This window comes from Eubacterium limosum (genome assembly GCF_000807675.2).
In the GTDB taxonomy this organism is placed as follows: domain Bacteria; phylum Bacillota; class Clostridia; order Eubacteriales; family Eubacteriaceae; genus Eubacterium; species Eubacterium limosum.
In genome coordinates this window covers 1,125,184-1,137,624 of record NZ_CP019962.1, presented here as the reverse complement: position 1 = coordinate 1,137,624, position 12,441 = coordinate 1,125,184, and the positions used below count along the sequence as shown (strand labels likewise).

Here is a 12,441-nt window from a genome sequence, read left to right as displayed (position 1 = left end):
TTTTAACACGATTAAAAAATGTTTTAATGCCCATTTAAACACCCCGCTTTCTAAATGTCCGGATGCCGCCACGTTCCATGTTCTCGGCAATGCCCGTGGTCGCATCGGGCGCATCGTCATGGGCGTTTTTGCCGTCACGCTGGTAGCTGTTCATGGCTTTGTAGTAGTCCGGGAAACGGTCGCGCCAGTTTCGCGGGTAATACACATGGTCCATGACCCAGCTGGCATGCGTCAGGATGCGCGCTTTTTTATTCTGGCTCTGATGGAACCATTTAATCCGGGTTCGGTTGCTGCGGTAGCGTTCCTTCAGGATGCGCTCCACAGCCCGGGCAAAGCCACGGCCCCCGTTGTTGGATTCGATCTTTGCCTTGTTCACGGCCTGCTCGTAGAACGCCTTGGCAACCTTCTTTTCCGTCACCTCCATGGGCTCCTGAGTGTAGACAATGTCCAGGACGTAGGCCTCCAGGTTATACACGCCATAGATAATACAGCACAGATAATCCGCGCCTTCATCCGCGGTATCGCAATAGGCCATAATGCCCTGGAACAGCGGTTTCCCGTGGTCATTGACCGGGATGGTGTCATAAGTCTTGAACTCAGCGGTATAGAGCCGTCCCTTGATGTCAATCGGAATCTGCTGGTAGTTGGCGCTGGCAATGTCTTCACCCATGGCCCGAACCTTGTTCTTATAGCTGCGGTGGCTCAGAATTTCCTCACAGAGCATGGTGCCATCATCCTGCTTGGCCTTCATGGAGACATGGCGGACTTTGATGCTTTGTTCTGCATAGTATTCTAAGGCCCGGCCTGCCAGGTCACCGCTTGCCCAGCGCGTCATGATGATAATAATCTTGCCTCCCTCTTCCAGCCGGGACAGCATGGTATTCGTGAACCAGTCCCAGTACTTTTCCAGAACGGTTTCGTTATACGCTTCAGAAGCCGACTTGATTAAGTCATCTATGATTAAAAGTGACGCACCAAAGCCCGTGGCCGTCCCGGTCGGGCTGGTCGCCAAGTAATTGTTGTAGCCGCCTTCCAGGCTCCAGAGATTCATGGCTGCATCGCCTGCTTTGATTTTTACGCCCGGGAAAACATCGGAGTACACGATCCGGCTGCTGTCCGCCTTCTGCTCCTGGATGGCATTTCGGACATTTTTAGAAAAGCTCGTGGATAATGTTTCATTATAAGAGCCGGTCATGATTTTTTCTTCCTGGCTTTGCCCAAGGACCCACTCCACAAACAGGCCCGCGGTCCGGGACTTCCCGTGCCGCGGCGGCATGTTGACCACCATGACCTCATCATTGGATTCATAGAAGTCCTGGAGATCTTCGCAGAATTCTACCAGAAAGGCCCGGTCCCGTTTATAGAACTTCGGTGCCCGCAGATTGCAGTACCAGAAAAATTCCTTCCGAGCCAGCTCAATCTGTGTATCCAGGGCATCATCCTTCACGGTTCGCACCCCGGAAATGGCGTCATTCAGGGCTTCAATGCTTTTCTTTTGGGTGTTGATCACAGGCCATGCCTCCTTCCATCAAAAATAAGGCTCAAATTGCCCCGTATCGGAGTTTTGGCCTTGCACATAAACATCGTATCAAATTTTATTTCTTGAACATTTTTAAACGCCGTTTTAACGTTTTTGAACGCTTTCAGAGAACACCACCCACCGGTTTCAGGGCATGCTGCGCCATTCAGACTTTTTTAAAAAAAGACTGCTCCGGGTTCGTATGTCATTCTGCAAAGAAGAACCCGAGACGCATCAATCGGGTTCCCCTTGCAAAAGTAAGAATGGGGGTGTAGCTTTATGTTAAGGCCGAAAAAGGTAGAAAAAACGGCCAGAACACCTATACAAAATATGCGGATACGGTAAGTTCAATCGGTTCTCCGGAAAAGGTCATCCGCACCTTCACCTTTTTCCGGTGGCGGTCAAGCTTCACAATGTCTTTTTCATGTCCCACCAGCGGGCCGTCCATTACTTCAATTTGACCGTTTGGCCTACTGCGTATGGTTGATGGTTTAAACAACCCACGATCTCCGTAAAGCCAGAATATTTGCATTTTTTCATCTTCAGAAAGTGCGCTGGGCTTTCCCACGCCCAGGAACCGGATCACGCCCGGAATGTTCCAGGCTTTGTAATATTGATCAGTGTTCATTTCAAGATAGACAAACACATAGCCTGGCATGAGCAGCCGCTTTCGGGTGATCCAATCCCCGCGGAAACGTTCCAGGCGTTCCTCCATGGGGATGATGGTCTCGGTCAGGCCTTCACACTTCAGGCGCTCCTGCACCGCCAGCTCCATACCGCTCATCACGTGCAGCACATAGATTTCTCTCATTTCAGGTCCTCCTGCTTTTCGGATAGGAACTTGGTAACCTCAGCGTACAGCTTGGGGTTCTCCCTTGCCATGGCTTCAAAAACCAGGGTTTTGACCTGTTCCATCCCAGCTTCCATAATATCCTTGTTTTTCAGATCCATGTTATTCTTGTAGCTGGCGGCACGGATCAGCGCGTTACTCTGATTAATCAGCTTGATCGGATCAATGTTCTGCCATTGCTCTTCATCCATGTTATTAATGGCTTCCAGCACATGGTGAGACAACAGCCGGATGATCCCCTCGCTGGTATCCAGCTGCGGATAGCGCGCGATTTCATCCATAATGACACGAAAATTCTCCTGGGCCATGCGCAGGGTCTCCACGGTGGCGTTCAGGTTGGTGGCATGCCGCCAGACGCTGGTCACGGAAATCTCGAAACCACAGTCCCGGATGTAGTCCGCGATTTCTGCATATGTAAAATCCGCCTGCATCATCTGTTCGACGGTTTCCTTGATGTCGGCGGGGAGTTTATCAATTTTGCTGTGTTTTCGATTTTTCTTTGCCATATAATCACACCTTTACTGCGGGGTCCTCGATGAAGTAAAGCGCCAGCTGTATGCCCTTGTGGGTCAGGGTCACTTCGCAGTTCTGGTCATCGGCGTCCTCGATCTCAACCGCTTCTTTGGTTTCAGCGTGGCGACACACCATATACTCGGCCCGCTCCAGGTAGATTAGAGAGCGCTCCAGATTCTCAACCTCATCCAGCGCCTCTCGGACAGAGCCCAGGGACACCCATTTGCCCTGCAGCACGTTGATGGCCCGGATTACGCGGCCATTGTCTCTGGCAAAGTTGCCCACCTCGAGGCGACGCTTCATTTCCAATTCATCTTTAGTCATTCCTTTTTTCTCCCTTGATATTCTCAATAATCAAATCCTGAATACGATCAATTTTATTATCTATTTTCGACATTTCTTTAAAAAAATCATCTTTAGGTATGTAATTTAATTGAACTTGATTTAAATCACGCTGGATAATATCCAGCTTCCCGGAAACATCTTCCTGAAACTTTTCCACAGACTCTTTGGTGGCAAATTTTTCTTTCATTTCGTTGATGTCTGCCCGGCAGGCATCGGCATCACTGATGGTCCTTCGTAAAAAATAGCCAATAACACCCAGTATCAATGTTCCAATTGATAAAAAAACGCTGATTACTTGCGGGGATATTCCAGTTGTCATGTTTAGCTCCGTTCCCATGCCATAAAAAATAAGGCATCATCGTTGTCACAATGATACCTTATTATGATTCTGGTCTTCTAATGAAGTATTTCGGAAGATTTTTTCATCCATTTAAAAAATCGGTAATGTAGAGTTGACCAGAATCGACTGCATCCACACCATTTAAGATATTCCGCACCTGCTTGGTTGAAAGATCGTACATTTTAGCCAGCTCGGTAATGTTTCTGCCATTGAACTTATCCTTAATTTCCTTGTCCCGCAAGGTCTTGATCAGCGTACTTTCCTTGAAAATATACACGCTGCTGCCGCCAAACACATGGACAAGCTTTTTATAATTCTCCAGCCCGATCAGCTCAGCCATTTGACGCTGCTCCTCCGTCAGGTCTTCCAGGACCAGCTTGTCCATCAGATCCATGTCAGGCTCCCTTTTGCCTTTTCCGGCGCTGGGCTTTTCTAGAGGACACGTACCGTTTCAGCTGTTCGATCAAGAGCCAGGCCTGTTCATCGTCGACCCAGCGAAAGGGATCGGACAGCTCCACGTCCATATACAGGATTTTTCGGATGGCACCAGCCATGCGCTCACCGGCAGTGCCCCGGCTGGGCACGCCATCCTTTTTATCCAGATCGATCAGCTCATAGATCAACGCCCAGGCCTTTTCCTGCATTGGGACGGACATCATCCCCGGCTGAGCTCCAGGATCGGGCGGCTCAACCTTTTTCTGCTTCTTTCTGGGCTTTTTCGGAAGCTGCTCCAACTTCCGGATCACCTGCAGGGCCTCCTCACCGGTCAGCGCTTTCACGGAATCCTTGCCGGAAATGCCGCGGACCAGGTTGTGCAGCAGATCGTTCTTGTTGCCAGACTCCAGCACCCCGGTTACTGCCGCCAGCGCGTAGATCCGTTTGGTCATACTTTTAGAAAGTTCAGGCATTTTAACACCCCCTTGCGTTAAACTATCGTTTCTTTTTGGGCTTCATCGCTTTATCTAGCTTTTTTTCAAAGGCAATCAGTTTTCGTTCTATAATTTTCTGTTCACGCTGATCAATTCTTTTTAAAAGCTCTTCTTTGGTAATTTTTTTATCCGATAAATCTTTATGCCAGCAGATTGTTTCCATAACATTCAATATTTTTCTTGCAAAGTGGGCATCCGTATATTTTTCCCCTTCAGCAAATTTTGCAACGATATATTCAAGATCACTGACCATCTGTAATGTAAAAACGAGCCCAACACCTCTGAACTGTTCCAGAATTACCCTGGCCGCTTCCCGATCCGTTTGTATTTTACTTGTCATCGACATTCCACCTTGAGCCGCTTTCCGCATTCTGGGCAATACCGCAGATCACTTTCTTCTGGATCATCTGAGTACCCATAATCTTCCAGACGGCAGCTGCACACCGGGCAATGCGGTTCAAATGTTCCATAGGCACTTAACTGTACCCTTGCTTCTACCGGCATTTGCTTTTCCAGAGCTTTAATCGCAGTGGTATAGGCGCTTTCGCCCCACTTTTCCTTGCCTTTAATCCCTCGGCGCTTATCCCGCATGGCGGTCTCCGCGGCCTTTACTTCGGTTTCATCCATTTGTTTCATCCTTTCCATCAACGCAGATCGCGCAGACCAGACCAATGGCAAGCATGGTCACAATGGCCTGCAGCGGTTCAGAAACCAACAACGCCAATGAAAAGGTCCGGATCATCTCAAGCATCCCGGACCTCCACGGCAATTTTGGTGCTTTCATCCACCATCACGGCGCTGTCGATCAGTTCCAACGCCCGGTCAATGCTGGCCGGATCATTCTTCCCATTCACGGCCATCAGCTTCAGAAAATCATTCCAGACAGCCGCCTCTGCGGCAAAGTAGGCAAAAATCTCTGCATTTTTTTCGTCCAGCCCGGCAATATCCATCAGATTTTTCTTGTCGGTCGCAAAGCGCTGGCCCTTGATCTTCTTTTTCAGCAGCTCCTTCTTTTCCGGCGGCGCTTCGATATCCCGGAGCACATCCTCAATGGACAGCTCAGAATATTCGTTCAGGTATAACCCCGCCATCATACGCTTTGCCGGTTCGGACAGCTTGTAGCTGGTTTCCTCCTTCACAACATCCTTGTAGGCATCGCCAAAAATGGAAACCAGATAGCTGGGATAGATCACTTTGACGCTGGCCGCCTTGGTGGCGGTCACCCGATCCCCCAGGGTGCCATTGTAGTGTACGGTTTTATACTTGGTGTTTTTCAGGTCCTGCTCTGCCGCTGTGAGGATCACAGACTCCAGCACGGCTTTTTTCTCATTCAGCCGGGCGATGGTGCGTTTTATCTCGGCCAGTTGGTCGATTACTTTTGTCATATCTTCCATGTCAATCCCCCGATTCTAAATAAATACAATCCGCCAGTTCAAGGCCACAGGACCGGCAGAAATCAATGCCCATCGCTGTCCGGATATCCTCGGGGCTGCCGCAGAAACGACAGGTTTTGATGTGTTTTTTCAACACCAGGCGATCCTGTTCAATCTCCAGGTCAAGAGCCTGGCCTGGAAAAAGCCCAAGCTCCGCCCTTGCTTCTCTCGGAATGGTCAGACCGCCCTTACTGGTTACTTTTTTGTGCATCGTCATTTTTGCACCTCCTATTCCATTTTTAAAGACCTCTATCCACTCTGCATTTTTCCGGGGTTGTGACCGGCCTTGCCTGCATTTGATAGGGGTGGGGCCGAAGCCCCATCCGTTATAAGCGCATTTCCATATGTTTCGCCATGGCAACCAGCCCTTCATAGCTGGTATCCCCATTGTCAAAGGCGTTGCTGTACAGGTTGGTGGCCCCACGGATCGCCTGGGCGCTCTGGGCAATGCCCCAGAGAAAATCCACGGAGGATGCTTCCGCCGCAATCTCTGGAAAAAGCTGCTCAATGTCTTCCCGAGTGATGTCCGTGGCCTTGAGCACGGGTTTCTGTTTGGTGCGGTTGCTGATCTGGTGGAATACGGCCTCCTGCTTGCCGCCAAACTTATTAATGGTTTCGACATTCCCGATAAAGATGATCCCCAGGGTCATGCCGTTATCTGAGAAATAGTCTGAAAAGCCCCGCAGCACCTCAATGGTCTTCAGGTGCAGATGCTGGGCCTCATCGAATACCAGCACCATCCCGTCCCGCAGCTTGTCCTGGATGCCAATGTACATATCATCATTGGTTCGGGCGATGACGTTCAACTCCCGGCAAAGGGCTTTTAAAACGGGTTTAACGCTGTTTAAACAGGGGTTTGCGGTGATCCAGATCGTATCATAGGGATGATCGTGTACATATTTCCGGATCGCCTGGGTCTTTCCAATCCCGGCGTCCCCGGATAGGGCGATCAGGCCGCCCTTGATCTGTGCGTTTCGGATATAGCCATACACCTTTTTTGAGATGCTGGTTTCCACGTAGCCGCTGTTGACGTAGCTTTCAACGGCTTCATCCTTCACGGAAAAATAGTCCTGCAGCTTTTGTATCTGCTTATCCGCATCGCCCTCATATTTCCCGCTGCGGATGCCGGATATAATGGCACTACTGATGCCAACCTTCTGGCAGGCCTTGTTCTGGCTTCCCTCGGTTTTTGCAAGCTGGTCAAATTGTTCCAATACCTTTTTTTGTTCCTCACTCAGTGGTTTCATTATTGCTCCTTTCATTTCGGCACCCCCGCCGATTATCTTCTTTTATTTCTTTTTCGCATTTCTGCCCGGGCGTTCATGCGCTCGATATCAATGGATACCACGTTGTCCGCACCGGAGGCCATGGGCAGCTCCTGCAGATGGTCGGTTTCCTTGGCCGGATCAATCCGGATGGGTTCAATCACGCTGGACTGTGCAATGTTCACACCCTCGCGGGCAAGCTTGGCCTTACGGATGCTCAGATCAAGCATGTCTATTTTATATTCTGCGGGCAGCCGATCCGTGATGCCTTTGGCATAGTTCCGGATGGCTTTCTTTCTGGCGCGGACTTTTTCATTGGCATCGGCCAGCGCATCCACATCATCTTCAATGAAGTTCAGCAGCAGCTCGCGTTCCAGTTCGCAGGTATAAAGGAAACGGTCTTCCAGATCGTAAACTCGGACGGTTTTTAAATCCGTTGGATCATAGCGCACGTAGACTTTATCGCCGACATGCTGCCAGGTTTCTGCGTTGCTATACCAAAGTTTTTCTCCGGCGATCTCAACCTTGACCCCGTTACGCCCTACAGTCTGGTACCTTGTGTTTCGCATGAGCATCAGGTTCAGATCCTCTTCGCTGGCAATGCGCTGGACGGTATGTTGGATGCTTTCGTTCCAGACTTCCAGGCGGCTCATGCCTTGATACGCTTTTTCAGTTCCTCCGTAAGGTTCCTGATTGTACTGGCCTTCAATCAACGTGTCAATAATCTCTCGGAATTCACTGTCAACCGGGATATTGCCGTTTTTCAGTTGGCGCTTCAGGCTTTCAGGCCGTTCCGATGGCTTCCCGCCGCAGTACCCGGTCAGAAGCTTGGAAATATGCTCCTTTAAGGTGGAGAAGGTCCGCTCAATGGGCTTGGCCTTGGCGTTTCGGACAATGGCGTTTTTCATCTCAATGCCCAGCTTTGCCAGAATGGTTTCCGGCTTGGGTACATCCCGCTGGCTTTTCCGGGTCCGGTGTCCCCGGCCTGCGATGTCGTAGGTCAGGAACTCGGTCCCATTGTCAAAGTAGCAGACCCTGGGAATGCCGTGCCGCAGTATTCCATGACGCAGGGCAAAGATCGTGCTGTCCGAGCAGGGATTGTCGGTTACGTTCCAGCCGGTCAGGACGCCGCTCTTGGCATCCAGAAAAGCCGTCAGGTACATGCGATGCACGACCTCGCTGCCATCATCCCGCATCACCATCACATCCCAGGTATGGTTATCCGCGATCCAGACGTCATTGGCTTCAGTATCATCATACCAACGTTCAATATATGGTGCCGCTTTATCGAAGCATTCTTTTTCGCCCAAGCGCATATATCGTACTACGGCTTCTGGTACTTCCTTTTTCAGCTTGCGCCGAAAGCTCTGTTCACTTGGAAACTGAGCCACCATCTCCGGATACAGTTCTTTAGCTGCATCAACGGTGGCCCGATAGCAAACGCTCACTGCTGGCTGCCGATCATCAAGATAAAAGTAGAGAAACTGGAGAAATAAGACTTCTGGTACTGCGCTCTTACCGCGGTTCCAGCCGCCCCGGCCATCCAGAAGACCGCCGAAATCACCGGCTTTGTACGCCGCATATTTCCGGTAGAGAATATCCACAGAAATCTGCTTGTCCGGGTACTCACATTTCAGGTACCCGACCACGTTTCGATCTCCCTCTACCTTTGATTCAAAGCAGTTACGCTTTTGCTGCCATAATTCCAAAATCTCACACCACTGCATAATTTCCTCACGCTCTTTCTGGTTATAGGCTTCAAAAGGCTTATTGGCTTTGGGCTTCTCCTTCTTTTCCGCCTTTTCTTTCGGAATCGGAACCGGCGGGCCATCTGTGGCAATACTGGTATAGTATTTCTGACGAATATCCTCAGGCAATGTTTCAATGGGAATCAGATATTGAACACGATGGTTAATTGGCTCTTCAGCTTCAATAGCAGTTATTTTTCCTTGCCCGATTATTTTTCTAATGTATTGTTGTGAACAGCCTTTAATATCTGCAACTTGTTTGACCGTTAAACATTCCACTGTATCACCTGCCTTTCATCGACCTGTCTCATCAGTACCGGGTGGTCAGCCCTCGGCAGACGGCAGTTTCCCGCCGTTTCGACATTTGGGGGCTACCTCTTTTTACATATGTTCACCCTCTTCAAGTGAATAAATTTTCCCAAGTATAAAATCTTTATAAATGTCAAAAGACGCACGGTCATCGCTGAATAAGGCTCCGACCTTTTCTAAAATAATTCCAACCATTACGACAATTTCTTCCATGCTATCCGCATCGAGGTCTAATGTTGGATCACTGTTTTCCTTGTAGTCTAAATGGATGTGTCCTTCTTTAATCATTTTTATCCTCTCTAGCCAGTCTCATCAGTGTCGGGCGGCCATTCCCGGCAGACGGCGGTTTCCCGCCGTTTCGACTATGTTATTTTACATTCCGCTTAGATCCTGTTACACTAATAGTATCAGCCTGCAACGCTGAAATAACAGGAAAGGAGTCTGGAAAATGTCTGGTACAAAAGTATTTTTTCATCTTAAAGATGGTAAAAAATCTGTGAACAAATCGCGCTCTGTTAAGCGCCTGCCAAAAATTGGCGAACAAGTATCCTTAAGTGCTGGTGGCCCTGTTTATGAAGTGGATCAACTCCTTCACAACTTTTTTAAAGACGGTTGCGATTACGAAGTGGAAGTTTATGCCCACAAAGTTTCTTGACCAATTGTATAATTAAGTTGTGTCTCTAAAGGTTCCCAAGATAGTTCGTTGATTTTATCTATTTTGGGAATCTTTTTTAGCCAATGAGCATTTTTGTAATATCGAACCTCATTTGCGATAACCGCTGTATGATCGCTATAAAAATATCCACGCTTTTTACCCCCGTGCAGAAATAAGCAAACAGCCTTTTTTTCATCAGCGTACACCACTTCAAATACATGCTTATTCGCTAGCTGCACAAAATCACCTGTTTTAAAAAACATTTTTATCCTTTCTAGCCTGTCTCTTCAGTGCCGGGCGGCCATTCCCGACAGACGGCGATTTCCCGCCGTTTCGACTACTTCTTTTTTCGGTAATACCAGTACCAATTCTTCACCGTGTCAAAAACATCAAGCATAAAATAGGCCCCACCCACGAACATGAAAGGCAGGAGGATTTCTGAGCCGATGCCAAAAACAGCTCTCTGATTACATGCGTACTGTACTGCTGGTATCCAAAGGATTAAACCAAGAACGAGACTGATAAAAATTGTTTTTCCCTTCATGTTCTCCCTCCCTTCACGATACTTTGTCAATATCTAAAGAAGATAAATATTTCGTAATTTCCGCACGACAACGATGCCCAGGACGTTCTCCATGAATCACCTTAGAAACCATTGTTTGAGAATACCCTATGGCTTTTGCAAGCTCTGAAACAGTCATTTCTTTGTCAATTAAAACCTTTTTAACCCATTTTCCAAAATCAGTTAATTGATTGGTTGTTTTCGGCATCCTAACACCTCCCTAACTGGCAGTCTTAAATCTGCCTACCTTTCATTTTGTTTTCATATACATTTCTTAAAAAATTCGGTATAATGAATTCAACAGTTCATTAGTATGACTATATTATAATGCGATATTTTCGCAATGTCAAGCTGTATTTGCGTATAATTCGCATTTAGGAGGTTTTAATATTGAATGAAATTATTAACAGAATTTTGAATTTAATAGATGAAAGGAACATGACTGGAAAGGAGCTGGGGAAACTATTAAACTTGAAAAAAAGTCCTTTAACTGATTGGAAAAATAATAAATCAAAACCTACATTAGAACAAATAATGCAACTATGCGATATTTTCGCAGTATCACCAAATTTTCTTCTTTTTGGAGAGGATGACAGCAAAACTACCGATATCGGTTTTTCTTTAAGTACTGAGGAAAAAGAAATTATTACTCAATGGAGAAAGCTATCCTATGAAGATAAAGTTATCTTAAAAGGAGACCTTTATAAACTGTTACGTGATAAAACTTCTAGTTATGAATATGAAAATTTCATGGTGGCCGAATAATATGCTTTAACCCAAACAAATAATTTTTTTTGATATTTTGTTCATAAGTATGAACACGCAACCAGTTGTTTGTAATTTTGCTTTTAGTTGCTTGGTTGCGCCACTATTTTTTACGTTTATCAAAAGCCTTTAAACGCCTATTTAAGGGCTTTTGAATGCTTCTATATCTTAACAAATCAAAATTTCTTTCTTCTATCGAGGCATACTGTTGATTTTAATAGTGATTTCTATCAGAATTTTAACATCGTTGGCCTATCTCGCATTCTGTACTTGCCCATTTTAACAACATTTCAGCGTTTTTTTATCATTATTTAAACGCTATTTAAATACTTTACAAAAAATAAAAAATCGGCCAATTTCTTGACCGTTCAAATGCTCGCCTTTTTTTACAATCGCCCTTTTCACTTCTCCCACTTTTTCACTTTCCTTTACACCATAACCCCGCTTATATTCAGCCTTTCCACGTTTCTTCCCTTCTTTTCACGCCTTTTCACGGTTTTGTGTTCTGCATGTAAATTAACAGACAGCCTGAATAATAAGCTACTATATTAAATAAAATTCGAACAATAATTTATCAAGCAGTACTTATGTCTTAAATAAACTAATTTACATTCTACACAAAGTCTTTCGCTATTCTTTTTTATTCCCATTCAATAAACCAACATACTCTTTACTATATATCGTGTGCATTATCTCTATTAAAAGCAATATCTAGCGTTTCCTCATCTACTAATTTTCTAGTATTTCTCTTTTTGGTATCAATCTAGTATCATATTTTTTTCTTTTTTATATCCATATTATACTATACTCAATTCCAATTTACTATATATTTAATTGACTTATGCGTAAAAGACAATCCACTTTTTTGTCTTTGATAATTTCTAATAATGTACATAAATTATAAAATTTTTAAACCCCCAAAAAATATTAATATTAAAATAATAAATCTCATACATATATTTATTCGTTTGTTCTTGAAAAATTGTGAATGCTTTGAAATGCTTGCTTTTCTTTAGGGTTTGTTGCTTGTGTGTTTTATGTTTTAGACCTTGTGATTCATCTAATTTTCACTGAGAATCAATCTATCCTTTAACTACAAATCTTTTTATCACCATTCAATATTTAAATAAACTTTTTGCTTTCCATGCTGTAGCCTTAGTCTGCCAATGCAGCATCTCTACTTTTTACCAGCTACCTTATCTTAACAA

The 12,441-nt window shown here is 45.9% G+C and carries 20 protein-coding genes and 3 other RNA genes; 2 read left to right on the top strand and 21 right to left on the bottom strand.

What is annotated here, in order from left to right:
* Positions 1-34: 34 nt before the first annotated feature.
* The 17 genes from terL to B2M23_RS05225 all read right to left on the bottom strand — a co-directional run bounded on the left by terL (position 35) and on the right by B2M23_RS05225 (position 9,615).
* Entirely contained in the window at positions 35-1,456 is a 1,422-nt protein-coding gene (gene terL / locus B2M23_RS05300; RefSeq protein ID WP_052237214.1) for a phage terminase large subunit, read from the bottom strand.
* A gap of 382 nt (positions 1,457-1,838) precedes the next feature.
* Positions 1,839-2,330 carry a transcription termination/antitermination NusG family protein gene (locus B2M23_RS05295; protein WP_038352090.1) on the bottom strand — a complete coding sequence of 164 codons (492 nt, stop codon included), beginning with the start codon at positions 2,328-2,330 and terminating at the stop codon, positions 1,839-1,841.
* Positions 2,327-2,875, bottom strand: coding sequence for a phage protein Gp27 family protein (locus tag B2M23_RS05290; protein WP_038352091.1), 549 nt, complete (start codon positions 2,873-2,875; stop codon positions 2,327-2,329). The genes B2M23_RS05295 and B2M23_RS05290 overlap by 4 nt, the downstream gene beginning before the upstream one ends.
* Positions 2,876-2,879: 4 nt before the next feature.
* Positions 2,880-3,206 (bottom strand): hypothetical protein, encoded by a 327-nt coding sequence (locus B2M23_RS05285; RefSeq protein ID WP_038352092.1) that lies wholly within the window; start codon positions 3,204-3,206, stop codon positions 2,880-2,882.
* Positions 3,199-3,546 (bottom strand): hypothetical protein, encoded by a 348-nt coding sequence (locus B2M23_RS05280; RefSeq protein ID WP_038352093.1) that lies wholly within the window; start codon positions 3,544-3,546, stop codon positions 3,199-3,201. The genes B2M23_RS05285 and B2M23_RS05280 overlap by 8 nt, the downstream gene beginning before the upstream one ends.
* A 103-nt stretch (positions 3,547-3,649) precedes the next feature.
* On the bottom strand, positions 3,650-3,961 hold the full coding sequence (locus B2M23_RS05275; RefSeq protein ID WP_038352094.1) for a Mor transcription activator family protein: 312 nt from the start codon (positions 3,959-3,961) through the stop codon (positions 3,650-3,652).
* A 1-nt stretch (position 3,962) separates the two neighbouring features.
* Complete coding sequence (locus B2M23_RS05270) at positions 3,963-4,475, bottom strand: phage protein GemA/Gp16 family protein (protein WP_038352095.1); 513 nt, start codon at positions 4,473-4,475, stop codon at positions 3,963-3,965.
* 22 nt (positions 4,476-4,497) lie between these two features.
* Positions 4,498-4,836, bottom strand: a complete 339-nt coding sequence (locus B2M23_RS05265) for a hypothetical protein (RefSeq protein ID WP_038352096.1) — start codon at positions 4,834-4,836, stop codon at positions 4,498-4,500.
* Positions 4,833-5,123 carry a hypothetical protein gene (locus B2M23_RS05260; RefSeq protein WP_038352097.1) on the bottom strand — a complete coding sequence of 97 codons (291 nt, stop codon included), beginning with the start codon at positions 5,121-5,123 and terminating at the stop codon, positions 4,833-4,835. The genes B2M23_RS05265 and B2M23_RS05260 overlap by 4 nt, the downstream gene beginning before the upstream one ends.
* Positions 5,116-5,247 (bottom strand): hypothetical protein, encoded by a 132-nt coding sequence (locus B2M23_RS21670; protein WP_278286447.1) that lies wholly within the window; start codon positions 5,245-5,247, stop codon positions 5,116-5,118. The genes B2M23_RS05260 and B2M23_RS21670 overlap by 8 nt, the downstream gene beginning before the upstream one ends.
* Positions 5,240-5,890 (bottom strand): hypothetical protein, encoded by a 651-nt coding sequence (locus tag B2M23_RS05255; protein ID WP_038352098.1) that lies wholly within the window; start codon positions 5,888-5,890, stop codon positions 5,240-5,242. Before B2M23_RS05255 ends, B2M23_RS21670 begins: the two co-directional genes overlap by 8 nt.
* A 1-nt stretch (position 5,891) precedes the next feature.
* On the bottom strand, positions 5,892-6,146 hold the full coding sequence (locus B2M23_RS21105; RefSeq protein ID WP_038352099.1) for an AbrB/MazE/SpoVT family DNA-binding domain-containing protein: 255 nt from the start codon (positions 6,144-6,146) through the stop codon (positions 5,892-5,894).
* Positions 6,147-6,255: 109 nt separating this feature from the next.
* A complete protein-coding gene (locus tag B2M23_RS05245) occupies positions 6,256-7,176 on the bottom strand; it encodes an AAA family ATPase (protein WP_038352100.1) in 921 nt (306 codons plus the stop codon).
* A 32-nt stretch (positions 7,177-7,208) separates the two neighbouring features.
* Positions 7,209-9,221 (bottom strand): Mu transposase C-terminal domain-containing protein, encoded by a 2,013-nt coding sequence (locus tag B2M23_RS05240; protein ID WP_038352101.1) that lies wholly within the window; start codon positions 9,219-9,221, stop codon positions 7,209-7,211.
* 17 nt (positions 9,222-9,238) lie between these two features.
* An RNA gene (locus tag B2M23_RS05235) (hammerhead ribozyme type II) lies at positions 9,239-9,305 on the bottom strand.
* An 18-nt stretch (positions 9,306-9,323) separates the two neighbouring features.
* Positions 9,324-9,539, bottom strand: coding sequence for a hypothetical protein (locus B2M23_RS05230; protein ID WP_038352102.1), 216 nt, complete (start codon positions 9,537-9,539; stop codon positions 9,324-9,326).
* 10 nt (positions 9,540-9,549) lie between these two features.
* Positions 9,550-9,615: hammerhead ribozyme type II (locus tag B2M23_RS05225), an RNA gene on the bottom strand.
* An 84-nt stretch (positions 9,616-9,699) separates the two neighbouring features.
* Here B2M23_RS05225 and B2M23_RS05220 point away from each other — a divergent pair.
* A complete protein-coding gene (locus B2M23_RS05220) occupies positions 9,700-9,906 on the top strand; it encodes a hypothetical protein (protein ID WP_038352103.1) in 207 nt (68 codons plus the stop codon).
* Here the strand turns inward: B2M23_RS05220 and B2M23_RS05215 are convergent.
* The 4 genes from B2M23_RS05215 to B2M23_RS05200 all read right to left on the bottom strand — a co-directional run bounded on the left by B2M23_RS05215 (position 9,885) and on the right by B2M23_RS05200 (position 10,676).
* Positions 9,885-10,169: a hypothetical protein gene (locus tag B2M23_RS05215; protein ID WP_038352104.1), complete on the bottom strand. Its 285-nt coding sequence runs from the start codon at positions 10,167-10,169 to the stop codon at positions 9,885-9,887. The genes B2M23_RS05220 and B2M23_RS05215 overlap by 22 nt on opposite strands.
* 10 nt (positions 10,170-10,179) lie before the next feature.
* An RNA gene (locus tag B2M23_RS05210) (hammerhead ribozyme type II) lies at positions 10,180-10,245 on the bottom strand.
* Positions 10,244-10,450 (bottom strand): hypothetical protein, encoded by a 207-nt coding sequence (locus B2M23_RS05205; protein WP_038352105.1) that lies wholly within the window; start codon positions 10,448-10,450, stop codon positions 10,244-10,246. The genes B2M23_RS05210 and B2M23_RS05205 overlap by 2 nt, the downstream gene beginning before the upstream one ends.
* Positions 10,451-10,463: 13 nt before the next feature.
* Entirely contained in the window at positions 10,464-10,676 is a 213-nt protein-coding gene (locus B2M23_RS05200; protein WP_038352106.1) for a helix-turn-helix domain-containing protein, read from the bottom strand.
* Between the two features lie 182 nt (positions 10,677-10,858).
* Between B2M23_RS05200 and B2M23_RS05195 the strand changes: the two genes are divergently transcribed.
* Complete coding sequence (locus B2M23_RS05195; protein ID WP_052237209.1) at positions 10,859-11,233, top strand: helix-turn-helix domain-containing protein; 375 nt, start codon at positions 10,859-10,861, stop codon at positions 11,231-11,233.
* Positions 11,234-12,441: the final 1,208 nt, after the last annotated feature.

Bases quoted from the DNA above. Each gene is read 5' to 3' on its own strand.
- B2M23_RS05295 (WP_038352090.1), bottom strand. From the start codon at position 2,330: ATGAGAGAAATCTATGTGCTGCACGTGATGAGCGGTATGGAGCTGGCG.
- B2M23_RS05290 (WP_038352091.1), bottom strand. From the start codon at position 2,875: ATGGCAAAGAAAAATCGAAAACACAGCAAAATTGATAAACTCCCCGCC.
- B2M23_RS05285 (WP_038352092.1), bottom strand. From the start codon at position 3,206: ATGACTAAAGATGAATTGGAAATGAAGCGTCGCCTCGAGGTGGGCAAC.
- B2M23_RS05280 (WP_038352093.1), bottom strand. From the start codon at position 3,546: ATGACAACTGGAATATCCCCGCAAGTAATCAGCGTTTTTTTATCAATT.
- B2M23_RS05275 (WP_038352094.1), bottom strand. From the start codon at position 3,961: ATGGATCTGATGGACAAGCTGGTCCTGGAAGACCTGACGGAGGAGCAG.
- B2M23_RS05270 (WP_038352095.1), bottom strand. From the start codon at position 4,475: ATGCCTGAACTTTCTAAAAGTATGACCAAACGGATCTACGCGCTGGCG.
- B2M23_RS05265 (WP_038352096.1), bottom strand. From the start codon at position 4,836: ATGACAAGTAAAATACAAACGGATCGGGAAGCGGCCAGGGTAATTCTG.
- B2M23_RS05260 (WP_038352097.1), bottom strand. From the start codon at position 5,123: ATGGATGAAACCGAAGTAAAGGCCGCGGAGACCGCCATGCGGGATAAG.
- B2M23_RS21670 (WP_278286447.1), bottom strand. From the start codon at position 5,247: ATGCTTGAGATGATCCGGACCTTTTCATTGGCGTTGTTGGTTTCTGAA.
- B2M23_RS05255 (WP_038352098.1), bottom strand. From the start codon at position 5,890: ATGGAAGATATGACAAAAGTAATCGACCAACTGGCCGAGATAAAACGC.
- B2M23_RS21105 (WP_038352099.1), bottom strand. From the start codon at position 6,146: ATGACGATGCACAAAAAAGTAACCAGTAAGGGCGGTCTGACCATTCCG.
- B2M23_RS05245 (WP_038352100.1), bottom strand. From the start codon at position 7,176: ATGAAACCACTGAGTGAGGAACAAAAAAAGGTATTGGAACAATTTGAC.
- B2M23_RS05230 (WP_038352102.1), bottom strand. From the start codon at position 9,539: ATGATTAAAGAAGGACACATCCATTTAGACTACAAGGAAAACAGTGAT.
- B2M23_RS05220 (WP_038352103.1), top strand. From the start codon at position 9,700: ATGTCTGGTACAAAAGTATTTTTTCATCTTAAAGATGGTAAAAAATCT.
- B2M23_RS05215 (WP_038352104.1), bottom strand. From the start codon at position 10,169: ATGTTTTTTAAAACAGGTGATTTTGTGCAGCTAGCGAATAAGCATGTA.
- B2M23_RS05205 (WP_038352105.1), bottom strand. From the start codon at position 10,450: ATGAAGGGAAAAACAATTTTTATCAGTCTCGTTCTTGGTTTAATCCTT.
- B2M23_RS05200 (WP_038352106.1), bottom strand. From the start codon at position 10,676: ATGCCGAAAACAACCAATCAATTAACTGATTTTGGAAAATGGGTTAAA.